Here is a 26,399-nt window from a genome sequence, read left to right as displayed (position 1 = left end):
AAAATAGACGCCAGTAAATTTCAATTACTCTTTATTGCGCTTACACCGCTCTGAGCAATAAATTACATTATCCCAGTCACGCTGCCACTTTTTACGCCACGAAAATGGCTTGTCGCATACTGGGCATATTTTGTGAGGTAGGTTTAGTTTTTTATGCGCCATAATTACTTAACCTTAGTGTTATTTTTAGTGGTGCTTTTATTTTTTACTTTGCTTGTTTTAGGTGTGATTGCAACATGCTTTCTAAGAATTTTGCCTATGGCACGTTTAACGTCTGGACGCTCTCGGTATTGCCATAATCGCTCGCGGGCGTCTTTAGATGCGACCGTCAAATCAAGCATCGGCTCTGGGTAATCTTCACCGAGTTTAAAATCGTTAAACAATGCCTCCATTGGGGTTTGTTCCCATGGTTCGTGTAAATACTCAATAGGAAGCTTTTCAAGCTCGGGGCACCACTTTTTAATAAATGCGCCGGTAGAATCTTGATCTTCTGATTGTTTAATCGGGTTGTAATGACGAATAGTATTAATGCCCGTAACCGATGCCTGCATTTGAATTTGCGGGTAGTGAATACCGGGTTCAAAATCTAAAAAGTAATTCGCCAGTGGCAAACTTGCTTGCTGCCAACTTATATTTAAATGATGCGTTACAAAGCTCACAAGCATAGCGCGCATTCTAAAGTTAATATAACCGGTGGCTTTTAAACAGCGCATGCATGCATCTATTATTGGTATGCCTGTTTGCCCCTGTGCCCAGCGCTCAATGTCGCGTTCTACATGCTCATCGGTACGATATGGAAATGAGTGATATCCCGGATTTAATGCTTTAAATTCCATGGTGCATTCACTTTCAAATTTTTGCATAAAGTGGCAATGCCAATGCAAACGAGATACAAAAGCAGCAAGCGGGCGTTTCCAACCTTTCTTATCTGGGTGTGATGAATGATAAGCGTCTATCGCAGTGTGATAGACTTGCCTAAGGCTTATATTTCCCCACGCTAAATATGGCGAGAGCCTAGAGCAATGTGTACGGCTTAAGCTTGGGCTAGAAATCCCTTTTTGATAGCCTTTACCGCGCTGGCCAAAAAAACTTTGCATAACTTCTCTTGCGTGAAGCGATCCTCCTTGTTGAAAGTTATCATCATCTTGCGTGTAGGTTTTAGGTAACACTGGAGTTTCATAATCTTTAAGTTTTACGGTATTAACATTTTTCCAATTAGGTATAGCAAGCGGAGCTTGCATTGTTTTTTGCCAGCGCTCATTCCAGTTATCACGATTTTTTTTACCACGAATAACAGCGCCAGTTGGCGATTCTAGCCAGTCTATATGGTTATGATGGCACCAAGCTTTAATTGCTAGGTCGCGCTCAAATGTATTGTTTAGCCCGATTTCTTGGTGACTAAAAATACGTGCTATTTCAAACTGGTTATTGAGCCTATCAAGCAGTGTTTGCATATTTTCATTAAATATATAAACCTTTGCATTAAAGCGCGCTAACTGAGAATTTAAATTAACAATAGATTGATATACAAAGCGCCAATGCCGCTCATTGTAATGAGCATCTTCAAGTAGGATTGGTTCAAAGTTATAAAGTATTAAGGTCGCTATGTCAGTATCGAACGCATTTTTTAAGGGCTGATGATCGCTTAAGCGTAAATCGCGTTTGAACCACACTATGTTTATTTTTTCACGCATTTAATTTACGACTCGTCGCTTAAAGTTAGTATATTAGTGTTCACGTTATTTGTGTTTTTTGCTTGCGTATTAGCTAGTTGGTACTGGTTGCTAGATAAAAGTATTGAAATACAAAACAGTTAAAGTTGTTAATACGTAAAGGTTTTAAATTGCGATTTAGTTTTAATAATAAAAAGGAAAAACATGTTTTTAGATTTAACTAACAATGCCAATCACAATGTGTATTCATATTTAGTGGGTGGTATAAGCCCACGACCTATTGCATGGATCAGCACGTTAAGTGAGAAGAGAATTGCGAACATTGCCCCGTACTCATTTTTTACCGTCGCAAGCTGTAACCCTCCTGTATTAAGTGTTACTCAGGTAAACCCGCGAGATCAAGCCAACAAAGACACCTTAACTAACTTACTGGCAACTAAAGAGTGTGTAGTCAATATTGTTAGCCATAACTTAGTTGAACAAATGAATCAAAGCTGTGCTAATTATCCAAATGACGTGAGCGAGTTTGATGAAGCAAATATACAACAGGCGCCAAGTTTGTTAGTGAGCCCGCCAAGTGTCGAGGCTTCTAAAGTACGCTATGAATGCACACTACGTGAGGTCATTACTATTTCTGAACAGGCAAGTGGCGGTATAATGATGTTATTAGATGTAGTAGGTATTTGCGTTGATGATGCAATATTAGTAAACGGTTATATAGATCCTACTCGCTTAGATGCTGTAGGAAAAATGGGTGGCGATTACTTTAGTACAACAAAAGATAAATTTGTTCTGAAGCGCCCTCAGTTGTAGAATACGGACCTGATTTAAAAACATAAAAATAAAAGGATTTTTGATGCGTAAATTCATTGCTGCTGCATTAATTACTCTTCTGAGCTTTAACACCCTTAGCGCGCAAGATAAAAAACTACCAATAGAAGCCTTTGCTGGCTTAAAAGACTTTAGCCAAGTAAAGCTTTCGCCTAATGGTGAAAACCTTGCCTTTGTAAGAAACAACAAAGGCACTTTAATTTTAATGGTAAAAAACTTTAAAACAGGTGTTATTACCCCTGTTTTACAGTCTGACAACCAAACTGTATTTTTTGACTGGTATAGTTGGGCGAATGATGATGTGCTGTTGCTTGGTGCACGCCATATAAAGTACCAATTTGGTGGTGCTAAATATACTTCAACACTTATGTATGCTTATAACTTAACTAACGATAAAGGCATTAAGTTGGCTATGAGGGGTAATGCAGCTCGTGGCGAGAGACAGCCACAGTTTGCCGATAAAATTGTTAGTTTTTTACCTAAGCAAAAAAATAAAATTTTAGTGCAGGGTGACTTTAAAATAGCTAATACTCCTGCGGTATACGAGTTAGACCTAACCACATTGCGCAGAACGCAAATACAAAGGCCTCGTAATAATGTTACAGCGTGGTTTTCCGACAGACAAGGCAATGTGCGAATCGCTAAAATAATGGACGATACTCAATTTACTTATGAATTACTTAACGCTGAGACTGGAGACTGGGACACGTTATTTGATTACGAAGTATTTAGTGAGCAAAGTATTTCTATATTAGGGTTTGATAAAAGCCCTAACCTTTTATATATCTCGGCTTTGCACAACGGGCGAGATGCATTGTTTAGACTTAACCTAACTACCAAAGAGCGCGAGTTAATTTACAGTAATGATAAATACGACTTTGATGGTTCTATTTTTTATTCTAGCAAAACAGGTGAGGTTGCAGGCTTTACTGATTCTCATTTAGAGGACGGGGTAAACTACTGGGATGCAGATTTAGATAAATTGTACCGTTCGCTACGTGCATCGCTCGCTAAAGATGAGTACGATCTTGACATTGTAAGCACCACCGAAGACCAACAAAAGTATATTGTTTACTTTACCTCAGACAGCACCTCTGGCATGTACCTTCTTGGCGATAGAACTAAGAATGAATTGGCTTTACTTGCTCATGCTTACCCAAAAATAGATGAGACAGTATACGGCGGTAAAGAGCGCATTAGTTATAAAGCGCGAGATGGATTAACCATTGAAGGTTATTTAACGTTGCCTGTAGGGTATGAAAAGGGCGATAAATTACCCACTATAATATTCCCGCATGGTGGTCCAATGGCGCGAGATTACGCTAACTTTGATTATTGGACGGCACTGCTTGCTTATAACGGATACGCTGTTTTACAACCTAATTTTAGGGGCTCAAGTGGTTATGGTTACGAGTTTTTAATGGAGTCGATTCAGGGTTTTGGTTTAGCCATGCAAGACGATTTACAAGATGGTGCTAATTGGCTAATTGAACAAGGCATAGCACAGCCTGAAAAAATCTGTATTGGTGGCGCAAGTTATGGGGGGTATGCTGCGTTAATGGCGGTTGTTAAGCACCCTGAAACATTTAAATGTGCTGCCAGTTTTGCAGGCGTAAGTGATTTAGAGCACCTTGTTTTTAAAGCGCGTTACTTTACTAATAAAGAAATAGTAAGAAAGCAGTTTGGTACAGATGACGATATGTTAGAGGCTAACTCACCTGTAACGTACGCAAAGCAAATCAACCGACCTATATTATTAGTACATGGCAGCGATGACAGTGTGGTGCCTGTTTACCATAGCCGTGAAATGGAAGATGAACTCGATGATGAAGGAAAAGATGTAACCTATATTGAGCTGGACGATGGCGACCATTACTTATCGCATCAAGCACATCGCGTTAAAACGCTGCAGGCTTTTTTAGATTTTTTTGATAAACACTTAAAAAGTGAATAATACAAAGGCGACTTAGGTCGCCTTTTTTGTATAAAAATTTAGGAAAATACACATTGTTTGCACGTTTGGTTGTTAAACTATTTATTTAAATGTGGCCAAGTTATAAGTGGCGGTTTTATTTTAAGGTCAACACTCCCTTATGAAAATTCATAATAAGCTTTTTTTAATTTTGTTTAGCTTTACCTTCAGTATTATTGCAGGGCTGGTGGTGCTTATACAATGGAGTATAGGTCAGGGGGTTATTGATTATGTGAATGCTAAAGAAATAAAAGCACTTGAGCCACTCGTTATAAAGCTCGCCACGCAATATGAAAGCAGTGCCTCATGGGACGAAGTCATCCGTGATAATAAAAGCTTTAGACGCCTTATCGAAACCGAGCTACAAAGTAGTCAATTTTCTGAACGCCCGGGGCCAAGAAGTCGCTCAATGAGACCGCCCCCGCCAGAACGCGCCCGCTTTGAAATGAAAGGCCCACCTAAGCCCAATAATATAGCTCATTACGCGTTGCTTGATAAAAATAAACAGCCAATAAGAGGGCATTACCTTGATGAGCTTACCTATATAAATACGCCAATTATTGTTAATAATATAGCCGTTGGTTATATAGCTGTTTCTAAAAGAGATGGTTTAGTTGATGGCTACGAGCTTGACTTTTTAGAGCAGCAAACCAACTACTTATGGCTTATTGCTATAGCCGCTGCTTTATTTACCTTGTTGTTAACTTTTTTATTATCACGACATTTAGTCAGCCCCGTAAAACAAATTGCAACAGGTATGCACCAGCTGACCCAAGGTAACTTCACCACTAAGCTTACCCTTGATCGAAAAGACGAATTAGGTCAGTTAAGTGAAGACTTTAACGTGCTTGCCTTAACGCTCGCTAAAGATGAAAAAGTGCGTAAACGTTGGCTGGCAAATATTTCTCACGAATTAAGAACACCCATGAGCATTTTACTTGGTGAACTTGAAGCAATGTTACTTGGCGTACGTGAGCCCAACACCCAAAACATTAGCTCTGCTAACGATGAGGCAATGCATTTAAAACGGTTGATTGATGATTTACACATGCTAAATAGTGCTGAATTAGGGGGGATGCATTACACCATGCAGCCAACCGATTTAACATTACTGTTAAATACAATTGAGCAAAAATATCAGGTACTTTTTGAACAACATGCAATTAATATTTACGTACTTAACAGTGCCAAACAAGCTATTGTTCAGGCTGATAAAACACGGCTATTGCAGCTATTTGACAATATTTTAATGAATGCTGTGCACTATGCTCAGTGCACTACTATTTCAATAACCGCTGAGAACATAAGCAAAAAAGGGCAATCATTTATTGAGCTGACCATCGAGGATAATGGCGTTGGGGTAGAGTCTTCGCATTTAGCGCATTTGTTTGAATACCTTTATCGGGTTGATGGTGCGCGTAACCGCCAAAAAGGTGGAGCGGGCCTTGGTTTATCAATATGTAAACACATAGTCGAAGGCCATCATGGTGAAATAGTCGCAGAGAAAGCAAGCATAGGCGGCCTTGCTGTTGTGATTAGCTTACCCACAATGTAAAGCGCAGAAGTGTAACTTTTTAATTTACCTACTTTAGTAAGTGGCTAGGACTTATATGACAAAGCGAGATGCCAATGAGTGAACAAATATTAATAGTTGAAGATGAAAAAAAATTGGCTAATTTAATGAGTGATTTTTTAATGAATCATCATTTTAATACTCATCAAATACACCATGGGAATGACGTACTTCCATGGCTTGAAATTAATAGGCCCAACCTTGTGTTACTTGATGTAATGTTACCAGGTCAAAGCGGAATTGAATTATGCAAAGCGATTAGGCGCTTTTCCACAGTACCGATTATTATGGTGTCGGCTAAAGTAGAAGAAATAGACCGTCTGTTAGGGCTTGAGTTAGGCGCTGACGATTATATTTGCAAGCCATTTAGTTACGCAGAGCTGGTTGCCCGCGTTAAAGCTATTTTAAGGCGTATTAATACGTCACAGGCTCAAACGTCGGCAATGCAGTTAGATGAAACCACCTACAAAGTGAACTATAAAAATAACAACATTGAGCTTACAAACGTTGAATTTCAGTTATTTAAACCGTTGTTTAATAACCCGAGTAGAGTTTATTCACGTGATAGCCTAATGGATACCATGTATACCGATCAGCGCATTGTGAGCCACAGAACAATTGACAGCCACATAAAAAAATTACGCAAAAAGCTTGATGAGTTAACTAAAACTGAGAGTGTGATTCAATCTGTTTATGGGGTGGGGTATCGCTTTGTACACCCGCAATAAGGGAGCAAAGCGATTATCATAAAAATGAGTGTTATTACTCGTCGTCAGAGAAGTTGATACGCGCTAAACGTTCTTGTTCTTCATCGGCAGCGGCTTGAATTTCGTCAAGTATAGAATCAACATCAGCGTCTTCGCTGTTATCTTCAAACTCACCTGTAAGTATAGAGTTAGGTGTTAGGTTTGCTTCTTCAAATAGTGCCCACATTTCTTTGGCATACTGAGTATTTAACAGCTCAGGCGCAAACTCGCTGTAATATCGGCGCATATTGTTTACGTCACGAGCAAACATGGCTTCAGCGCTATTGTTAGCAGACGCATTTACAGCTTGCGGTAAATCAATAATCACAGGGCCTTTATCGTCAACAAGCACGTTAAACTCTGATAAATCGCCATGAATAATACCCGCGCACAGCATAAGCATAATGTAATGCATCATCAGTGTATGTTGTTTTATAGCTTCCTCTCTACTCATACTTACATGGCCTAGCTGCGGCGCAACATCGCCATCGCTATCAGACACAAGTTCCATAAGTAATACACCATCAACACAGCAATATGTGTCGGGTACGCGCACACCGGCCCTAGCTAATCGAGAAAGTGCATCAACCTCAGCGTTTTGCCAAATTTCTTCTTCTAACTGGCGCCCATAACTTGAGCGTTTCCCCATGGCACGAGCTTGGCGACCACCGCGAACTTTACGGCCTTCTTGGTATTGTGCGGCTTTTTTAAAGCTGCGTTTAACGGCATCTTTATAAACCTTGGCACACCGGATGTGTTCACCACATCTAACCACAAATACATCGGCTTCTTTGCCGCTCATTAGTCGGCTAAGTACTTCATCAATTAAACCGTCATCGATAAGGGGTTGTAAGCGTTTTGGTGTTTTCACAGCTTGCCTGCTAAGTAGAGATGGTTATTAATCATTATTTATAAAAGTGCTCTGTAATTAGTTGTTTTATATGCCCAAGCAGTATATCAGCTTTGAGAATTAAGGGCAGTATTACGCGCATTTGCACATGTTTGCGTTAGCTTATCTGCTGATTGTAAATTGGGCAACCAGAACGCCCTAGAACACATCAATTTTTTAAATTATTGAATGCTTCCTTATTGTTTGCACATTTTTTGCTTTTTTAAGGTGTAAGTTTACGGTATCAACATGTCCTGAATATAAGGTTATTACTATGAAGCATTTAAGATCAACGGCAATAATTGTATTACTTAGCATTGTTTTTTCGGCCAATATTGCTGCAAAAGGAAGTAATAACAAACAGCCTAAGCCAGACTTTTCAACTCTCGACACCGATGGCAATGGTGCAATTAGTTTTGACGAATTTAATACTAAAAAACCACCTCACGGTGACGCACAGACTATTTTTGATGAAATTGATGCTGACGGTAATGGGGAAATCAGCGAGCAAGAATTAAGTGAATATAAACCACCTCGTCGTGAACGTTGAAAGGAAACTAACATGATCAATTCTATAAACAATAACGCTACTAGTTTTATCCCGCAGCAAAAAAGCCAAGCTGCATCGTTAACGTCAGAACAAAGTGATTTTGTAAAAGAAACGCTAGCGCAGTTTGATCCCGAAAACTTAACATCTGAAGATGCAAAGAGCATTCAAGCTGCGTTTGAAGAGCAGGGTATTTCACCTACTAAAGAGCTGGCAGAATTAATGAGCGAGCTTGAATTTGACGCTAAAAGTATTGGTAATGCTGGCCGCCCTGAAGGGCAAAGGCCGCCTCCACCGCCACAAAATTCACTAGAGCAAGTTAATACAGAAGAGGTAGTAAGTTACCTAGATGAATTATTAGAGCAGTATTCAAGCCAAATAAATGATGAAGATAAAGACGCTATACTATCGGCTGTTCAAGAAAAGTTTGGTTTGTCTAAATTTGATTCGCTTCTCAGTATTAAAGCGTAAACATATGTTAAAGCCTTTGCAAAAAGCCCAGTAATTCTGGGCTTTTTGTGTAGGAGGTTAGTTTAAGCGGGTTGATATTTTACTGGTGCCATCTTCTTCTGTAAATTTAAACACAAAGTCTTTTTTACCGTCTTGGTTAATATCAACTAACAAAATATCTTTACTTTTTTTAGGTAAAGTTAACTTTATTTTTTTACGCTTTTTGCTCAGCAAATTGTTCTCATCGCCGTAGTAAACATAGAGCGTTTTTTTGCTGTACTTATAGACTGCATCGGTTTTGTTATCGCCGTTTATATCGCCTATGTATAAAGGCGGGGTTGCATCGCCATTACTCATATTTATTTCCATCTCAAGATCAATTTCTATGCTTGATTTGCTGGCAAATGAGCCATCTGCTTGTTGCTTATAAATATTCATTTCTACATCTACGTCAGTTTTACCACCGCCCATAGCCATAGAAGCAATAGTGCCAAGGCCAATGTCTAAGTCCATTGTTTGAAGATCTATTAAGCCATCGTTATTAAAATCTGTTTCAAATACAAGCTGACTAGGGCCGCTGGTATTTAACAATTTAATAGGTGTTTCACTAAAACCTGTTTGATTACCCAAATAAAGGTTATGCGCTATTTCAATATCGAGCGAATCCATACCTTTCACTGGCTTATATTGCTTGGTAATAAAGTCTAAATAACCATCGTTGTTTATATCAATAAGCTGTTTTATTTTGCGTTTTTCACCGTTACTGAGCTCGCCCAGCTCAATTTTAAAATTAACGTCAGCCATGGTTTTATTGTAACCATTAGCATTCGCGTAAAGTACATTGGCGCCTTGCTTATTTAAAAATACTAAGTCGTTTAGGCCGTCGTGGTTAAAGTCGGTAATAGTAGGCTGGTTATTAATATCAACCTCAAGAGTGAGCCCTTCTTTTGAAAAATCACCGGTAAATAGCGCTGTTTTTTCAAAAGTATGAGGAGTAAATTGGCCGTTGGTGTTTTGAACATACAGAGTTGTTTGCTTTAAGTCAGGGAGCAAAATATCACTCAGTCCATCTTTGTTTGCATCAATAATAAAGTTTATTTTTTCAAACTCGGTGACTTCTAGCTGGTTTATTACTGATGTGTATGTAAATAACAGTGAAGGTGTATCTTTGCCTGCTTTGTAAATGCCATCGCTTGCTACAACAAGCGCTTGTTTACCACTCGAATTAGCAAGTGTTGCCACGTCAAAGCCAATGGCATTATCAGGCAAAATTAGCTGAGTACTTTGTGCCGATAGCAAATCAATATGTTCTAGCTGTTTAAGCTCTTTGTTGAATGCAAATAACGTCGTTGAGTCGGTAGTTACTAACTCTTCGGTAGTTTTAATCGACATAGTTTGTGCCGATAAAACACTAGGCGCAAGCAATATAAGTAATGCACTAAACGGTTTCAACATGGTAAGTCCCTTTGTGTAGTTTTAAGTAGGCAAGTATTTAACTCTCTTCAGCCTACGGCAAAAACTAACGTTAGGGTGTAAGTAATTGTAATAAAATGTTTATACTAAATGGATTAATAAAGTAAGTGCTTTTGGGTGTTAGTGCGAATTGTTATGGCGATGTTTATTCTATTTTAGGTAAAAATAATGCACTAATAGCGCCACAAAACCCAAGCATGCTATAGAGCAAAATAAGTTCAGCGGTAGACAAAAAGCTCTCAAATAACCCAAGACTGCCTAACATGAGTAAAAGCACACCAATAACCGTATTACTTACCGCAACATAATCGGTACGTTTGTTTCCTTGTGCCATATCGACTAAATACGTTTTACGGCCAAGGCGAACCCCCTGGTGAGCAACAGAGAGTAAAAAGTAAAGCGTAGGCAGTAGCAACCATGCACTCAACAGATGGTTAAACCACGTTGCAATAACAAATACCGCTAAGCCATTGAAAGTGACTAGCATGGCACTAAGCACTAAAACTCGCTGGCTTGATAGGTCACTTAATCGCCCCCAAATTGGCGCCGACACTAAACTAGCTAACCCCGATACGGCAATAAACGTTGCAAGTAATGAAAAGTCAAACGACTGGCGACTTGCTAAAATAATATAAAATGGTGCGCTTAAGGCTGAGCACAACAAAAAAGCCCGTGTGACAACAAAGTGGGCAAATTGCTTATCGTGGTAAAGGAGTTTAAGCTTTGTAAATGCGTGCAGTAAACCGTTTTTTCCTCCCTCAGTGGCCCCTTTGTATTCATTTATGCGGCTATAAAAAAAGGCCGCCACAATCCACATTACTGCGCCCAATACCAAAGCAATTAATACCGTGTTTTGTTCTTTTTGCTGAGAAAAAAACCACATCAACAGCCCAAAGGTCAGGGTTGCTAAACCTGCAATACTTGCCGCTAAGCCGCTAATGTTTCCTCGCTGTTTTTTTGGAATCACTTTTCCCAGTACATCTTTTGCTGCTACTGAATTAAAGCCACGCGCTAAACTAAATAAAATTAATAAACCTAAAATAGCGTAGCCCGCTTGTTTTCCCTCTAATGCAAAAGCAACGCCTACCATCGCAAAGATACATAACGATTGCGCAATAGCGCCAATTACCCATACCCATTTTCGAACAGATAGTTTGCGGATCACATCGGCAATGGCCAACTGCGGAAGTAAAGAGCCAGATTCCCTTATTGGTACAAGCCAAGCTATAAAGCTGCCAGGCACATTTATGCTTTGCATTAACCAAGGGAGCGTTACTTTAGGGTTGAGTAGTGCATCTGCAAATTTACTAAACAGCTGGCTCAGTAATAAAATAATGAAGTTACCGGGTACCTCTTTACATGCAGATTCATCAATTTCTTTGCAGGCTTTAGCATCTTCTTCATTATTAAGGCGTTTATAAATTTGCTCTTTTGTTAGTTTGACCACGGTGTTTTCACAAATTTTGAAGTAAGTAAATTTATACTAGGTTGATATGATTAAATATTCTACTCTCAGTTAGTGGAGTGTGATCACTTTAGCAACGCCATATTAAAATTGAACATAAAAAACCAGCATTTAAGCTGGTTTTTTGAAGTGTTAGCAACAGTTTACTTAAAGTCGTCTGCGCTATGTCGTTCGGCTAACTGGTCTTCTTCGGGGCCCCATGTGCGATTAACACGACGACCTCTTTTAACCGCGGGACGCTCAGCGATTTGTTTAGCCCATCTAACAACATGCGTATAAGAGGTAACGTCTAAAAACTCTGCAGCATCGTACAAGTCGCCTAAAACAAGCGAGCCATACCAAGGCCAAATAGCCATGTCGGCAATTGAATATTCATCGCCCGCCATATAGTCATTGTTACTTAAATGCTGGTTAAGTACATCGAGTTGGCGTTTGGTCTCCATAGTAAAGCGGTCAATAGGGTATTGCATTTTACTTGGCGCATAACTATAAAAATGGCCAAACCCGCCGCCTAAGTAGGGTGCAGAACCCATTTGCCAAAATAACCAGTTACGACACTCGGTTTTTGCTACAAGGCCTTTAGGTATAAATGCGTTAAATTTTTCACCTAAATATTGCAAAATAGAGCCCGACTCAAATACACGTGTTGGCGGTGTTGTTGAGTGATCAAGTAGCGCAGGAATTTTTGAATTTGGATTAATATTAACAAAGTCAGAACCAAACTGATCTCCCTCGCCAATATTAATTAGATAAGCATCGTATTGCGCATCATTAAGGCCAAGCTCTAAAAGTTCTTCAAACATAATAGCGGCTTTTTGGCCGTTCGGTGTTGCTAGCGAGTAAAGCTGAAATGAATGTTCACCAATAGGTAAGGTTTTGTCATGAGTTGCCCCAGCTATGGGCCTATTAATACTGGCAAACTTACCGCCACTTTCACTTTCCCAAGTCCATACTTTGGGTGGTGTGTAATCGTTTTTATTGCTCATAAATAACCTCACTGTTAGATTGATTTACTTAAAATAGTTTTTTCACAAACCTTTTTGTCTATCTGCTTTTGCTAATTTATAACCCAAAAACAAACCACTTAAGGCTCCGAATAAGTGGCTTTCAAACGAAATATGAAAACGTTGCGGCAATACGCCCCAAATAAAACCGCTATAAAGTATGGCAACGACTACAGCGATTACGATTGATTTTAGCGAGCGCCTAACCACGCCATAGCAGAGAATAAAACCCCATAAACCATATATTACGCCGCTCAAACCAACATGAAAATTACTGCGACCAAATGCCCATACAAGCAAACCTCCTACAAGCGCAGTAAAAACAAACACGGTGTAAAATCGTTTAACACTGTATTGGCAAATAAGCCAACTGAGCACCGCAAATGGCAGCATATTACTGGCAAAGTGCCACCAACTACCGTGTAAAAAGGGAGCGCAAAGTATGCCAATTAAACCTTGAATGCTACGCGGATAAATACCTAAACCATTGAGGTTTATTCCAGGGAGGCTATTAATAACTTGAAGTACAAAGCAAACAGCAACAATACTAAATATTGCAAATCTTGAAGTAGTAACTAATGACAGAGACTGGGTTGTCATATATTTTCCCTAATGAGCTTAAGCAGTTGCTAGTATAGGAATTGTATTGAGTAATGAAAAGCAAATAAAAAGCACAGCTTAAATGCTGTGCTTAATCAAGGCCGTATTGGCCTTTAGTGTATAATTGCTATTAACCTAATTTAGTTAATAGTTTTTTAGCAGCAAGCTCTGAACTTGCAGGGTTTTGACCTGTGATCAATAAACCATCTTCTAAAGCAAGCACACCCCAGTCCTCAGTTTTTTGGTAGTCGCCGCCTTTTTTGATCAGCTCGTCTTCTACTAAAAATGGGACTATGTCGGTTAGTTGTACTGCTTCTTCTTCGCTATTAGTAAAGCCGGTTACTTTTTTACCAGCTACCAATGCGTTTCCGTCTGCATCTTTGGCATTTAAAAACACAGCACTTGCATGACATACGCCAGCGACGGGTTTTTCTTCTTTAATAAAATTTTCAATTAGCGATACAGAATCGGTGTTATCTACTAAATCCCATAATGGGCCGTGGCCACCAGGGTAAAATACTGCGTCGTAATCACTTGAATTTACTTCGCTTAGTGCATGGGTATTAGCCATTAGCGCTTGCGCTGCGCTATCTGCATCGTAACGTTTAGTTGCATCGGTTTGAAAATCAGCAAGCGTGCTTGTAGGGTCAATTGGCGGTTGGCCGCCAGCCGGAGACGCAAGTGTTACTTCAGCGCCTGCATCAACAAATGCATAGTAAGGTGCTGCAAATTCTTCAACCCAAAAACCGGTTTTTTCACCTGTGTTACCAAGGTCCGAATGTGAAGTAAGTACCATAAGTATTTTTTTAGCCATAACAATATTCCTTCGATAATTGAGTTAATCAGTATTTGGTATTCACCAAACTCGTGTATTTACTATATGCATTTAAACTGCTTTAAACAACGATGATAAATTTGACTTTATTGGTTTAATAATTGATACAATGTGTGGGTTGAATTTTAAACTAGGCGGAAACAACCATGAAAGTGTCATTCGAACAATTAAAAAGTATGGTGGTGTTTGCACAAATTGTAGAGCAAGGAAGTTTAACTGCCGCCTCTAAGCAACTAGGTTTAACGCGTGCTGTGGCAAGCTATCACTTAAAAAAGCTAGAAACCCAGCTTGAAGTTACGCTTTTAAATCGCTCAACTCGCACAATGACACTCACTGAGGCCGGTATAGCGTATTACGAACGCTGTCGCGTTATTACTGAGCAAGCCAATGCCGCGAATCAGCAAATAGAAAATATAAAAAGCGAGCCGCAAGGTTTACTTAAAGTGAGTTGCCCTGTTAATGTAGGCATGCAATTAATTGTACCCGCTATAAATACGTTTAAGCGTCAATATCCAAAAATTGACATCGACCTACAACTGACAGACGACGTAGTAGATATAATAAAAAATGGCTTTGATATTGCTATTCGTGGTGTTGCGTTAAGTGACTCAAACTTACAAGCTACAAAACTCACCACAATGAGCACCTGTATTTGTGGCTCTTCAGATTACTTTGATTACTTTGGTAAACCTAAAAACCCAGCGGAGTTAAAAGCGCACAAGTGGGTCGTGTATCAATTAGGAAGTAAAACATTAACACTTCAAAAAGATGGCAAAAAACACGACATTACAATGCAAGGTGGTTTAAGTACTAATAATGCGGCAGCTCGAACGGCATTTGTAGAGGCGGGGCATGGCCTTGGTCGTATTCCTCTTTATGATGCGTGGCCTAAAGTCCAAGCAGGGCTACTAGAGATCATACTAGACGATTACAAAACTAAAGATATTGAGCTTTATGGGGTGTTTCCGCCAGGTGCCACTGGCTCTAAAAAACTTAGGTTATTTATTGATTATTTAAAAGCGTACTTTGTAAAGCAGCATACCGCGCTGGGTATGCTGAAAAGCGTTTAAATAACTCAATGGCTTTGCATTAAAGCGTGCGGTTAAATAGCGCCACCGCTTGTTGGTACATAGTGATTGCGAGTGCACCGTCATATCGCTCACCTTCGTCGCGCATAAAGGCATGTTGTGCGTTAACTTCTTGCCACTGGTAATTAATACCGCTACTAATACATTGTTGATAAATTTTACTGCGACCCTCCTGTGGTACATGAGGGTCTTGTTTACCCCAAATAAAATGTATTTCACCTTGTATGTCGGCCATGCGCTCAAATGAATTGTTTCCTTTTTGAGCTGGTAGTGTGTCGCTATGAATATCGGTTGCGTATAAACAAAACGCCGCTTTTATTTGGGGATTAAGTGCAGCTCTGTAAGCTAAATGCCCGCCAATACATACGCCCATTGCACCCACTGTACCTGAACAGTATTGTTGCGATTTTACAAAATCGATTAATGCTTGTGTGTCGCTATCGTGATGCTCAAGCGGTTTTTCCCACTTATCAGCATTACCTTTATCTTTACCTGCATCGTCGTAGGCAAGTACAGTCCCGATAGGGTTTAACTCATGAAATACTTCAGGTACTAACACAACAAAACCATGGCTTGCCAAAAGTGCAGCACTACGGGCAATGGGGGCGGTTTGCTGAAAAATCTCAGAGTAAAAAATAATAGCAGGAAACTGCCCATCGGCTTGTGGGCGATACACTGTGGTTCGCATTAGGCCTGTTGGTGTTGGTAAATCAGCATTATGTTGTTGGATGATCATAAAAGCGCTCAGTTAAAAATGTTTAGATTCTCTCTTTATGGTAACTGAGCGCAGCAGAATAAACGACCGCTGAAATGCGTTTTTTAAATACTGGCAGGCATTTTATTACAGCTTGCGTAGTAACTTACTGTGGCGGGCCAATCAGAAAATATACCAATAACGCCTACTTGCTTTGCTAAAACATCAACTACAGTCATCATATCGCCATCGTTATTTATTACATCAGCAATTGATTGATAATAATAACCACCGCCTTCATTTAGCGGCCCTGAGCGCTCAAGGCTCCATGCTATGAGCTTCAAGCCAGCAGCTTTTGCTTCAATGGCGTATTGTGAAGGAGCTATATTATTATCGTTATCGATGGTTAACATCATCCAAATGGGAGGCGCGAGTATTTTAACGTCGTCAGCAACCAGCTCGGCCATGCTTGGTTGCCATGTTGCTGGATTGCTCGGATCAAACCCTGCTTCGCTATCGCGGCCATCTAAATAAACACTTTGTTCTGCAAATTCAGGGTTGTTATTTATCCAGTATTTAACATCGTTTAAGTTAAATGATTGTGGATAAACCTGACTTGCTGGTACATCTAATTGCGTGTATTCATCCAACATTTTTTGTGCATATTGTTCTTGGCTCATACCATCAAAAGGCATACTAACTTGAGGCGACTTAAGCTCTGGGGTCATTTTTACATCCAGTGCTTTAAATAATTCAATACTTTGCTTATGGGTTAAAAGCGTACCTGTTGTTGCGTATAAATCGGTGCGCCAATTTGGGGTGCCGTTGAGGTATTCAGTTACCGTGGTGGCGTTTGTGTTGGCGCCATCCATCTTTCCTTCAAGGGTTAAAAATTCGCTCAGGCTAATATCGCTTGTACAGCATTTTGCTGAAGCAGAAACCCCAGTATTTGGATTGGCAGGGGTAAATGGCACACTGCATTTTGCAGCAAGTTCTGGAATTGCTAAAATATTGGTGGTGGTATGTAAGTCACATTGTGAGTGCCTGCATACGAGTTCTTTATCGTTTGTAAACGTTACATCGCACTCTACTATACCTGCCCCCATACGCGCTGCTGCAACGTAAGACTCTTTAGTATGTTCAGGGTATTGCATTGGCGCACCACGATGCCCAATTGAAAAGTCTGTCGTATAAAATGGGCCATCTTGGCAAGAGGTTAATTGTGTTTTTAGTTCGCTTGGCGCCATGTCGTTTATTAAATAATCTGGGCGTGTACCTAGTTGAATATTGCTTCCTTGTGCAACTTCTACAACCACTGGGGTCGGCACTTCTACAATTTCAACGTGTGTGTTCGTTACTACCACGTCTTTTTCGACTACTTTAACTTCGTCGTCACAGCCAACAAGTGCAACAAATAGAAGGCAGCTGGCAGATAAGGTAATACGTTTCATTGTTTATCCTTAAAAAATAAAAGTTGCACTACCTTAGTCACACTTAATGACATTTAAACGACAGGAAAGTGAACTTATTTTTTCGCCATTATTTGATTAACCACTAAAGCTAAAAGCATTATTGCAGCACCAACACTTAGCCTAAAAATATCGGCATCTCTATTCCAAATAATAATATTAACAATAATACCGGCTGGAATAAGTAAGTTATTCATAACTGCCAAAGCCCCAACATTGACAAGCGTTGCGCCTTTATTCCATAAAAAATAACCTAGGCCTGAGGCCACAATTCCTAAATAAATTAAAATTCCCCATTGTGTATTCGTGCTTGGTAACTTACTTGGATTACCAAATAAAGCGTAACATAAGCCGGCAATAATAAGCGCACCAATAAAAAACCAGCTAAATGCCGCTTTGCCGTCAAGCTGCTTGCCTTGCATTAGTCGTTTGTAAGTGACTTGACCAGTGGCAAAACTTAAATTAGCTCCTTGCACAAGCAACAGCCCTAACCAAAAGTTATTGTCGAGGTTTTCATAACGAATTGCGACAGCACCCAATACGGCAATTAAAGCGACAATAAAAAATTGCGGATTAAACTGTTTGTTAAGGGCGTCGTTCAATAAAGTGATATAGAGCGGCGTCATTACGGTAAAAAGCAATACTTCAGGGACGCTTAAAAACAAAAATGAGTGGTAATAAAAACTGTACATAACACCAAGTTGCACAGCGCCTATTAGCATAAGCTTGATTGCGGTGGCGGGAGGAAGGCGTTTAATAAAAGGTAAAAATACCAATGTGGCTAGCGCAACACGTATTAATACGCTAAACCATGCATCAACCTGCCCAGCTAAATATACGCCAATTAAACTAAACGAAAATGCCCAAAGTAGGGTCACTGCAAATAAATAGCCCATAACCATCATTTTGTAATAACTAATTGGCTAAGTTTATCTGTTATAAATTAAGGTATAAACAATAAAAGCCCGCAAGCGGGCTTTTATGTTAAAAATAATAAGTTAAGTTATTATTCTACTAAACCACGGCGCTTAAGTAGTGCGTCGGTTGTCGGTTTTTGACCTCTAAACTCAATGTAGCTTTGCATTAAGTCGCGGCTATTACCTTTTGATAGGATTTCTTTACGGAAGTTATCACCGTTTTCACGTGTTAAACCGCCGTTGTTTTCCATATGTGCAAACGCATCGGCTGCAAATACTTCAGTCCAAAGGTAGGCGTAGTAACCCGCAGAGTAACCGCCAGCAAAAGTATGGCTAAAGTAGTTTGATTTATAACGCGGTGGTACAGGGTAGTAATCAATGCCGTGAGCTTTTAGTGCTGCGTTTTCAAACTCTTGAACATCATTGATTTTTTTATCTGAACCAAATGAATGCCATTCCATATCCAGTAAAGCAGCCGCTAAATATTCAGTCGTACCAAAACCTTGGTTGAATTTTTGCGATGCTAATACTTTATCAAGTAATGCTTGTGGAATTGGCTCACCGGTTTTGTAATGCTTAGCGTAATTAGCAAGTACGCTAGGTTCAATCATCCAATCTTCATGTGCTTGAGATGGAAATTCAACAAAGTCACGCGCCGTTGCAGTACCAGCAAGGCTTGGGTATTTAACATCTGAGAATAAACCGTGAGCCGCATGACCAAATTCATGGAACATAGTCGACACTTCGTCAAAGGTCATAAGCGTTGGCTCGCCTTCAGCAGGTTTTGGAATATTTTGCGCGTTATAAATAACCGGTTTAGTGCCTTTTAAGCCGCTTTGGCTTACGTATGCACTCATCCATGCGCCGCCACGCTTGCCTTCACGTGCGTATGGGTCCATGTAAAATAAACCAATTGCACTGCCGTCAGCGTTGAATACTTCGTAAACGGTTACATCTTCGTGGTAAACCGGTAAGTCTTGACGTTCTTTGAACGTAATACCGTATAGTTTATTCATCGCAAAGAATAAACCATCGTTAATTACTGAGCTCATTTCAAAGTAAGGTTTAACTAACGCAGGGTCTAGGTCGTATTTTTCAGCACGTACTTTTTCAGCGTAAAATGCCCAATCCCAAGGTTTAAGTTCGAAGCTTTCGCCCGAATCATTAATTACTTTTTGAATAGCAGCGGCTTCAATTTTTGCTTTTTCAACTGCTTTAGGGGCAAGGTCATCTAAAATGCCATATACATTTTCAGTTGTTTGCGCCATACGCGACGTCATTACATACGAAGCCCAGTCTTTGTAGCCTAACAGCTCTGCTTTTTGTGCACGTAAGTTAGTTTCTTCAATGATGATAGGGCCATTTGTTTGTGCTGCACGGTTTGCTGATGCAGTAAAAATTTGCTCACGTAACTCGCGGTTTTCAAGGCTTGATAAAATAGGCTGTTGCGTGGTGTTCACAAGCGTGATCATGTAGCCATCTTTACCTGCTTTTTTAGCTGCAGCGGCAAGGCCTGCAATTTCACCTTCAGAAAGGCCAGCAAGTTTAGCTTTGTCAGTAACAACAATGACATCTTCTTTAAACGATTTTAAAACGTTTTGCGAAAACGCAGTAGATAAGTTAGCAAGCTGTGCGTTAATTTCACGCATTTTTGCTTTTTCTTCGTCGCTTAATTTAGCGCCGGCTTTTACAAATTGCTTGTAGTAAAAATCAACAAGGCGTTGGTCTTCAGCGCTTAGTGTTGCTTGGTTGTCGTATATTGTTTGAACGCGCTCAAATAAAGCGCCGTTTAAATAAATGTCATCAGAGTGAGCCGATAATACTGGCGCCATTTTTTTACTAATGCGCTGGTATTCATCATCTGAGATTAGGCCCGATAAGTTATAAAATGCCGTAGATACACGGTTCAATAATTCTCCAGATAGTTCCATTTCAACTAATGTATTTTTAAATGTTGCTGGCTCTGGGTTATTAGCAATTGCTTGTATTTGAGCTGTATGCTCTGCAATACCTGCATCAAATACGGCTTCGTAATCTTTAGTACCAAATTTATCAAACTCAGGTGCCATGTATTGTAAAGGACTTGGTTTGAATAACACATTGCTTGCGTTTACGTCTTGCACTTGTGCTGCGCTTTCTTTTGCCATTGTTTGTGTTTCTGATTTATTTTCTGAACAGGCAGATAGTAATAATGCACTAGCAATTGTAGTGGCGATTAGGGTTTTACGCATAATAACTCCATAGAAAGATTAGCCGGAATAGGCTTTTCGAGTCGAAAAACCCACTTAACTTACCAAATTTTGATTTATATACAATAAAGTTTATCGAGATTAAGCTGGATTTAAACGCAAATTAGCTAAAAATAGGAGATTAGGTAGGTAAAAGTAGCTTGAGCTGTTTATTTTGATGCCCTTTTTGGAGTCATAAGTGCTATAAAATAACAAAACGCAATTTTTAAAGTCAGTTAAATTGCATTGTGGCGTGCTAAGGTTAGTTAATTAAAACACATTCACCTTATAATAAAGTTAAAGACTCCCTGATTGGAAAATAAATGAATTTAGAACAAATAAACGAAATCCTTTCTTTTGTTGTATTTAGTTACAACGACATCCAACTTACAGTGGCAAAAATAATTCAGGTGCCGCTTATTTTGATTGCAATGTGGTTTGTGGTAACCCACATTGGTAAGTTAATAAAAAGAACCTTACTTGCCAAAAAAATAAGCCAAGATGCTGTTCATTTATTTACGCGTATTTATTTTATTTTAAGTATCGCCATTTTAGTTTTCACCTCGCTGGAAGTATTAAACATCCCATTAACGGCTTTTGCATTTGTATCTGGCGCCATTGCAATAGGCGTGGGGTTTGGTGCGCAAAATATAATTAATAACTTTATAAGCGGTTGGATATTAATGTGGGAACGCCCCATTCGAATAGGTGACTTTTTAGAAGTAGGCAGTGCCAAAGGTGTCGTCGAAACTATAAATACTCGTTCAACGCGTATACGTCGAAATGACGGGGTGCATATGCTAATACCCAACAGTCAATTATTAGAGAACACAGTAACCAACTGGACGCTAATAGATGGTAATGCACGTTCATCGGTGAGTGTTGGGGTGGCGTATGGATCAGATGTGGTATTAGTTAAAAAGCTCATTCAGCAGGTGTTAGATGAACATGACGCAATTTTAAAAACACCAAAATCGGCAGTGTTGTTTGATGACTTTGCCGATAGCTCGCTAGTTTTTAACGCTGTTTTTTGGGTATGTGCTGAATCTGAAACCATGCTTAGAACTGTGCGCAGTGATATTCGCTTTAGTCTGTATGACATATTTGAGCAACATAATGTGGTGATTGCGTTCCCTCAACGAGACATTCATATCGATGGTGAAATAGCCATAAAGCGAACATGATAAAACATTGAAAAAAACCGCCTTGTGCGGTTTTTTCTTCGCTAGCAAAAAGCGTACCTAAGTTAGGTTTTTAAGTTAAAACTTTAAAATTGCTACTTTATTTGCAGTTTTATTGATAAGGACATATGTCCTTATAATTGGGTTTTTACATCTAAAAAGTAATAAAAAGCCGCTATCTTGTGGTTAAATGTTGCAAAAAAGTTTCAAAATTACAAAGATTTTATGCAGTAAATTTATCACACAGTGGTATAATCTCACTCGTTCGTTCAGCCTCATTATTTCGTTTTTGTACTCTCGATAATAAGGTCCGCGCGCATATAGCCAAGTCGCGAAAAATTGTACGAACCCGCAATGAATACATTGCGCAACACAAAAAACCGTTGAACAAGAGTGCATACAAAAGGTTAATACCCGACATGAAAGCAATTAAAAAATCTGCAATAGCGACAATCATCAATGCCGCACTACTCTCTGCTGCTGGCACTTCTGTTTCTTCATTTGCTGCTGAAGAAGAAACGGCTAAAAAAAGTAATCAACTAGAAGTTATCCAAGTTACTGCACGTAAACGTGTAGAAAATGCTCAAGAGGTGCCTGTAGCTGTATCTGCATTGCAAGGTGATAACCTTGATGCCTACAGCTCTGCGGGTATGGACATTCGTTTTATGAATGCGAAAATTCCAAGCTTGTCTATCGAATCTTCATTTGGCCGTTCTTTCCCTCGTTTTTACGTACGTGGTTTAGGAAACACCGATTTCGATTTGAATGCGTCTCAACCTGTATCGTTAGTTGTTGATGAAGTTGTTCAAGAAAATGCGATTTTAAAAGGCTTTCCAGTATTTGATATTGAGCGCGTAGAAGTATTACGTGGTCCGCAAGGTACTTTATTTGGCCGTAATACGCCTGCAGGCCTTGTTAAGTTTGATTCAGTTAAACCTAGCCAAGAGTTTGACGGTTACGGTGCGGTTTCATACGGTAGCCGTGGCGCAGTAGACACTGAAGGTGCTGTAGGTGGTGCGCTAACAGATCGTTTATCTGCTCGCGTTTCATTATTATGGCAAGATAAAGATGATTACATTGATAACCAAGCACCTAATTTTGAAGCTAAAGATCAACAGGGCGGTTATACTGAAAAAGCTGCACGTATTCAGTTTTTATATGAAGGCGATGATTTTTCTGCGCTTTTAAACTATCACACACGTGATTTAGATGGTTCGCCTATTGCGTTTCGTGCAAACGTAATTGAATCTGGCTCTAACGAATTGGTTGATAACTACGAGCATGATGTTGTTTACCAAGATGCCGGTGCTCGTTCTACTCAACAAGTAGAATCTGAAGGTATGAGCCTAAGACTTGAGTGGGAACTTAAAAACCACACTATAACGTCTATCTCTGCATGGGAAAGCGCTGAAATTTACTCTCGTGGTGATATTGACGGTGGTTACGGTGCTGTTTTCCTTCCTGATTACATGGGCCCTGGCTTTATTCCATTCCCTTCAGAAAGTGCCGATGGTATTCCTGAGCAAGATCAAATTACTCAAGAACTTCGTTTATCAAGTAACTTTGACGGCGACTTAAATTATCAAGTGGGCGTTTTTTACTTTGATGAAGAACTAACAATTGAAAACTTTAGCTATGACACATTTTCATCACCAAATGCTGGCGCCTTAAACGGGTATGTAAAACAGCAGCAAGACACAACAGCATGGGCAGTATTTGGCTCTGTTGATTATGTTGTATCTGATGATTTAAAAGTAACAGCGGGTCTTCGTTACTCTGATGATGAAAAAGATTTCTCTGCAGATCGTACACTTAGCCCTGTTGGCGGTGGTGCTTTATTTATCGAGCAAGATGTTAGCGATAGCCATGTAAGCTGGGATTTATCTGCAAACTACAAAGTAAACGAAGACGTAAACTGGTACAGCCGCGTAGCTAATACATTCCGCGCACCAAGCTTGCAAGGTCGTATTTTATTTGGTGATGAAGTAACAACAGCTGATTCTGAAACCGTAACTTCATTTGAAACAGGTATTAAATCAGACGTGTTAGACGGACAAGGTCGCGTAAACGCAACTGTGTTCTACTACACAATGAGCGATCAGCAATTGACTGCTGTAGGTGGTGGTGCAAACTTTAACCGCTTAATCAATGCAGATAAAACGACGGGCTACGGTTTTGAGTTAGACACTGAGTGGGTATTAAGCGATGAGCTTAATGCAACATTTAACTTAAGCTATAACAAAACTGAGCTTAAAGATAATGACCTAGCTGTAGCTGTGTGTGGCCAGTGTACTGTGACAGATCCAACTTTCCAAGTTGCAGGTCCTTTTGGTCCTGAAGCTCGTGCAATTTTAGACGGTAACAGCTTACCGCATGCACCAGAGTGGATTTCTAACTTTACACTTCGTTACACTAAAGAGCTTGAAGATGGTGATTTCTTTGCAAATGGTGACATTTCTTACCGCAGCAAAATCAACATGTTCTTATATGAATCTGTAGAGTTTGAAGGCAAGCCTTTAACTGAAGTTGGTCTTCGTGCAGGTTACAGATGGGCACAAGGTGACTACGAATACGAAGTTGCTGGTTTTGTTCGTAACTTATTTGATGAGCAACAAGCAATAGGCGCAATCGACTTTAACAATAACACGGGTATTGTTAATGAAGAGCGTTATGTTGGTGCTGAATTTAAAGTTAAATTTTTCTAATAAATAGATTAGAAATATGCATTTAAAAGCCTGCCATGTGCAGGCTTTTTATTTTGTGATCCCTTTTAGAGCTGTTAAAGTAGCGCATAATTGGTTTATTGATAGAGAAATAGAATGGCTGGATTTTGGAATTACCGTGTAATTTTTTGTGAAGCAACAAAAGATGAAGCAGCGCAATATCAAATACACGAAGTAGAATATAACCTTAATGGTAAAGTAACTAATTGGTCTGAAACAGGTGCAGCACCGTTCGGTACAACGCTTGATGAATTAAAAGATGACTCGGCGCGCTTAAAAACCGCTTTTGAAAAACCTGTACTTAAGGTGGTTCGTAAAGCGCGTGGCTATGAGTTAGTTGATATTGAAACTGGTGAAGAGGCTTTTGGTGAGCCGCCTGCTGGTTTAACGCAATAATCATGTAATAACAAAAAAGGTGCTGAAGCACCTTTTTTTAGCACTATAATTTAAGGAGAAATCATGAGTTTACAGGCCGTTTTATTTGATATGGATGGCACGCTAGTCGATTCAGAAGCAATGCACTTTGTATGTTGGAGCAGACTGTTAGCGCCATTTGGAGTAAGTTATTTAGAAGATGAATTTTGTCAGCGATTTTCAGGGCGCCCTACACTTGAAGCGGCAATTGAAATTAAAAGTGAGAATAACTTATCAGTCGGTGCTGAGTTTTTAGCCGCAGAGAAATACCGATTATTTGGTGAATACGTAAAAACGAATTTACCGCCTCTTATGCCTTTTGTGGTGCAAACATTAAAAGCGGTTAAAAATAGCGGCTTAAAAATGGCACTCGTAACAGGAAGTGCAACAAGTGAAGCGATGCCAATTCTAAAAGGGTTGGGGTTTTATGAGCTGTTTGATAGCGTTGTTACCAAAGATGATGTGATTAACCCCAAACCTGCAGGCGACCCATATTTACTCGCTTTAAAGCAAATAAACATAAAGGCAGAAAATGCGATAGCTGTAGAAGATACGTTTACAGGCGTAAGCGCTGCAAATAATGCGAGCTTAAGAGTGGTTGCTATTGCAAATAGCCACACCAAAGAGCATGACTTTAGCAAAGCGACCTATTGCATGGGTAACCTTGAGGAGTTTTGGCAATGGGTGCAATCTCAACTATAGTTTAAGTCACTATTACCTAGCTTGGATGCGCTAATGATTGCTCTAAAATGGATGTTATTAATTACGGTTATTTTGTTTAGCTGCTCGGCTTATACTTCTCAGCCTTCTGTATTATTAGCCAAAGTGTATGATGAAGAAAAGCACGACGATATTAGCGCCTACTTAGTCAGCGAGAAATTTGACGGTGTAAGAGCCATATGGACCGGCACACAGTTTGTTACTCGCAAAGGTAATGTGATTAATGCACCACCTTGGTTTAGCGCATCACTGCCTAACATATGGTTAGACGGCGAGCTTTGGACTGAACGGGCACATTTTGCTGCATTAAGCGGTATAGTAAGAACTAAAATACCAAATAACCAAGACTGGCAAACTGTCACTTACAAAATATTTGATATGCCAGATAAAACCCTACCTTTCAGTGAGCGTTATAAAAATTACTCTCAACTTGTTATACATATTAATCAGCCCCATATCCAAGCAGTTAAGCAGGTTCAATTTAAAGATAACAAACAGCTCTCTGATTACTTCAATAGCATAACGGCACAGGGTGCAGAAGGCGTTATGCTGCACCTAGCTGATGCAAAACATAAAAGTGGGCGAAGTGGTGCTTTGTTAAAGCTAAAGCCTTACCTTGATGCTGAGGCGGTTGTTATTGCTCATTTGCCGGGTAAAGGTAAATACACGGGGATGCTTGGTGCGCTGCGCGTTAAGTCAGCCTCTGGGCAGTTGTTTTCAATTGGTACAGGGTTTAGTGATGCCCAACGGCAAAACCCACCGGCCATTGGTAGCACAGTAACCTATCGTTTTCACGGGTTAACTAAGAATGGTCTTCCACGCTTTGCTAGTTTTTTGAGAGTAAGAGAAAGCATATAGCAATTTAAAAGTAATCTTAAGTATGCTAAATTGCGCGGCCTTTTTGGTA

The 26,399-nt window shown here is 39.7% G+C and carries 24 protein-coding genes; 12 read left to right on the top strand and 12 right to left on the bottom strand.

Annotated elements, in window-relative coordinates:
- Positions 1 to 24: 24 nt before the first annotated feature.
- Positions 25 to 162, bottom strand: coding sequence for a DUF2256 domain-containing protein (locus tag AC27I2_RS13875; protein ID WP_082653623.1), 138 nt, complete (start codon positions 160 to 162; stop codon positions 25 to 27).
- Positions 163 to 164: 2 nt separating this feature from the next.
- Positions 165 to 1,694: a cryptochrome/deoxyribodipyrimidine photo-lyase family protein gene (locus AC27I2_RS13870; RefSeq protein WP_487204608.1), complete on the bottom strand. Its 1,530-nt coding sequence runs from the start codon at positions 1,692 to 1,694 to the stop codon at positions 165 to 167.
- 183 nt (positions 1,695 to 1,877) lie between these two features.
- Here AC27I2_RS13870 and AC27I2_RS13865 point away from each other — a divergent pair, with 183 nt between their 5' ends.
- The 4 genes from AC27I2_RS13865 (at position 1,878) to AC27I2_RS13850 (ending at position 6,777) form a co-directional block, all read left to right on the top strand.
- The gene (locus tag AC27I2_RS13865; protein ID WP_487204607.1) at positions 1,878 to 2,486 is read left to right on the top strand and encodes a flavin reductase family protein; all 609 of its coding nucleotides are present in this window, start codon (positions 1,878 to 1,880) and stop codon (positions 2,484 to 2,486) included.
- Between the two features lie 43 nt (positions 2,487 to 2,529).
- Positions 2,530 to 4,458 (top strand): alpha/beta hydrolase family protein, encoded by a 1,929-nt coding sequence (locus tag AC27I2_RS13860; protein ID WP_487204606.1) that lies wholly within the window; start codon positions 2,530 to 2,532, stop codon positions 4,456 to 4,458.
- Between the two features lie 139 nt (positions 4,459 to 4,597).
- The gene (locus AC27I2_RS13855) at positions 4,598 to 6,031 is read left to right on the top strand and encodes an ATP-binding protein (RefSeq protein WP_487204605.1); all 1,434 of its coding nucleotides are present in this window, start codon (positions 4,598 to 4,600) and stop codon (positions 6,029 to 6,031) included.
- Between the two features lie 74 nt (positions 6,032 to 6,105).
- Positions 6,106 to 6,777, top strand: a complete 672-nt coding sequence (locus AC27I2_RS13850) for a response regulator (protein WP_487204604.1) — start codon at positions 6,106 to 6,108, stop codon at positions 6,775 to 6,777.
- A 34-nt stretch (positions 6,778 to 6,811) separates the two neighbouring features.
- On the opposite strand, the gene AC27I2_RS13845 is transcribed toward AC27I2_RS13850, so the two are convergent.
- The gene (locus tag AC27I2_RS13845; protein ID WP_487204603.1) at positions 6,812 to 7,666 is read right to left on the bottom strand and encodes a PA4780 family RIO1-like protein kinase; all 855 of its coding nucleotides are present in this window, start codon (positions 7,664 to 7,666) and stop codon (positions 6,812 to 6,814) included.
- 292 nt (positions 7,667 to 7,958) lie between these two features.
- Here AC27I2_RS13845 and AC27I2_RS13840 point away from each other — a divergent pair, with 292 nt between their 5' ends.
- Positions 7,959 to 8,234 carry an EF-hand domain-containing protein gene (locus tag AC27I2_RS13840; protein WP_487204602.1) on the top strand — a complete coding sequence of 92 codons (276 nt, stop codon included), beginning with the start codon at positions 7,959 to 7,961 and terminating at the stop codon, positions 8,232 to 8,234.
- Between the two features lie 12 nt (positions 8,235 to 8,246).
- Entirely contained in the window at positions 8,247 to 8,702 is a 456-nt protein-coding gene (locus tag AC27I2_RS13835) for a hypothetical protein (RefSeq protein ID WP_487204601.1), read from the top strand.
- 57 nt (positions 8,703 to 8,759) lie between these two features.
- Here the strand turns inward: AC27I2_RS13835 and AC27I2_RS13830 are convergent, their stop codons facing one another.
- The 5 genes from AC27I2_RS13830 to AC27I2_RS13810 all read right to left on the bottom strand — a co-directional run bounded on the left by AC27I2_RS13830 (position 8,760) and on the right by AC27I2_RS13810 (position 14,037).
- Positions 8,760 to 10,136 carry an FG-GAP repeat domain-containing protein gene (locus AC27I2_RS13830; RefSeq protein ID WP_487204600.1) on the bottom strand — a complete coding sequence of 459 codons (1,377 nt, stop codon included), beginning with the start codon at positions 10,134 to 10,136 and terminating at the stop codon, positions 8,760 to 8,762.
- 163 nt (positions 10,137 to 10,299) lie between these two features.
- Positions 10,300 to 11,601 carry an MFS transporter gene (locus tag AC27I2_RS13825; protein WP_487204599.1) on the bottom strand — a complete coding sequence of 434 codons (1,302 nt, stop codon included), beginning with the start codon at positions 11,599 to 11,601 and terminating at the stop codon, positions 10,300 to 10,302.
- A gap of 161 nt (positions 11,602 to 11,762) precedes the next feature.
- Positions 11,763 to 12,605: a glutathione-dependent disulfide-bond oxidoreductase gene (gene yghU, locus AC27I2_RS13820; RefSeq protein ID WP_487204598.1), complete on the bottom strand. Its 843-nt coding sequence runs from the start codon at positions 12,603 to 12,605 to the stop codon at positions 11,763 to 11,765.
- A gap of 42 nt (positions 12,606 to 12,647) precedes the next feature.
- Positions 12,648 to 13,223, bottom strand: coding sequence for a rhomboid family intramembrane serine protease (locus AC27I2_RS13815; RefSeq protein WP_487204597.1), 576 nt, complete (start codon positions 13,221 to 13,223; stop codon positions 12,648 to 12,650).
- A 130-nt stretch (positions 13,224 to 13,353) separates the two neighbouring features.
- On the bottom strand, positions 13,354 to 14,037 hold the full coding sequence (locus tag AC27I2_RS13810; RefSeq protein ID WP_058405044.1) for a type 1 glutamine amidotransferase domain-containing protein: 684 nt from the start codon (positions 14,035 to 14,037) through the stop codon (positions 13,354 to 13,356).
- A 167-nt stretch (positions 14,038 to 14,204) separates the two neighbouring features.
- Between AC27I2_RS13810 and AC27I2_RS13805 the strand changes: the two genes are divergently transcribed.
- On the top strand, positions 14,205 to 15,128 hold the full coding sequence (locus AC27I2_RS13805; protein ID WP_058552233.1) for a LysR family transcriptional regulator: 924 nt from the start codon (positions 14,205 to 14,207) through the stop codon (positions 15,126 to 15,128).
- 19 nt (positions 15,129 to 15,147) lie between these two features.
- Here AC27I2_RS13805 and AC27I2_RS13800 read toward each other — a convergent pair whose 3' ends face one another.
- From AC27I2_RS13800 to AC27I2_RS13785, 4 genes are all read right to left on the bottom strand, one after another.
- Complete coding sequence (locus tag AC27I2_RS13800) at positions 15,148 to 15,882, bottom strand: dienelactone hydrolase family protein (RefSeq protein WP_487204596.1); 735 nt, start codon at positions 15,880 to 15,882, stop codon at positions 15,148 to 15,150.
- Between the two features lie 83 nt (positions 15,883 to 15,965).
- Positions 15,966 to 17,291, bottom strand: coding sequence for a glycerophosphodiester phosphodiesterase family protein (locus AC27I2_RS13795; protein WP_487204595.1), 1,326 nt, complete (start codon positions 17,289 to 17,291; stop codon positions 15,966 to 15,968).
- Positions 17,292 to 17,365: 74 nt separating this feature from the next.
- Entirely contained in the window at positions 17,366 to 18,205 is an 840-nt protein-coding gene (locus AC27I2_RS13790) for a carboxylate/amino acid/amine transporter (RefSeq protein WP_487204594.1), read from the bottom strand.
- 110 nt (positions 18,206 to 18,315) lie between these two features.
- Positions 18,316 to 20,457: a M3 family metallopeptidase gene (locus AC27I2_RS13785; RefSeq protein ID WP_058405049.1), complete on the bottom strand. Its 2,142-nt coding sequence runs from the start codon at positions 20,455 to 20,457 to the stop codon at positions 18,316 to 18,318.
- 320 nt (positions 20,458 to 20,777) lie between these two features.
- On the opposite strand from AC27I2_RS13785, the gene AC27I2_RS13780 reads away from it, so the two are divergent.
- From AC27I2_RS13780 to AC27I2_RS13760, 5 genes are all read left to right on the top strand, one after another.
- The gene (locus AC27I2_RS13780) at positions 20,778 to 21,638 is read left to right on the top strand and encodes a mechanosensitive ion channel family protein (RefSeq protein ID WP_058405050.1); all 861 of its coding nucleotides are present in this window, start codon (positions 20,778 to 20,780) and stop codon (positions 21,636 to 21,638) included.
- 416 nt (positions 21,639 to 22,054) lie between these two features.
- Positions 22,055 to 24,340, top strand: coding sequence for a TonB-dependent receptor (locus AC27I2_RS13775; protein WP_058405051.1), 2,286 nt, complete (start codon positions 22,055 to 22,057; stop codon positions 24,338 to 24,340).
- A gap of 114 nt (positions 24,341 to 24,454) precedes the next feature.
- Entirely contained in the window at positions 24,455 to 24,754 is a 300-nt protein-coding gene (locus tag AC27I2_RS13770) for a hypothetical protein (RefSeq protein WP_058405052.1), read from the top strand.
- A 63-nt stretch (positions 24,755 to 24,817) separates the two neighbouring features.
- Positions 24,818 to 25,474, top strand: coding sequence for an HAD family hydrolase (locus tag AC27I2_RS13765; RefSeq protein ID WP_058405053.1), 657 nt, complete (start codon positions 24,818 to 24,820; stop codon positions 25,472 to 25,474).
- 33 nt (positions 25,475 to 25,507) lie between these two features.
- Entirely contained in the window at positions 25,508 to 26,350 is an 843-nt protein-coding gene (locus AC27I2_RS13760) for a DNA ligase (RefSeq protein WP_487204593.1), read from the top strand.
- The last annotated feature ends 49 nt before the right edge of the window (positions 26,351 to 26,399 follow it).

It is taken from the genome of Pseudoalteromonas sp. NH0006-46 (assembly GCF_057547735.1).
This window is presented reverse-complemented; position numbering and strand designations above follow the sequence as displayed.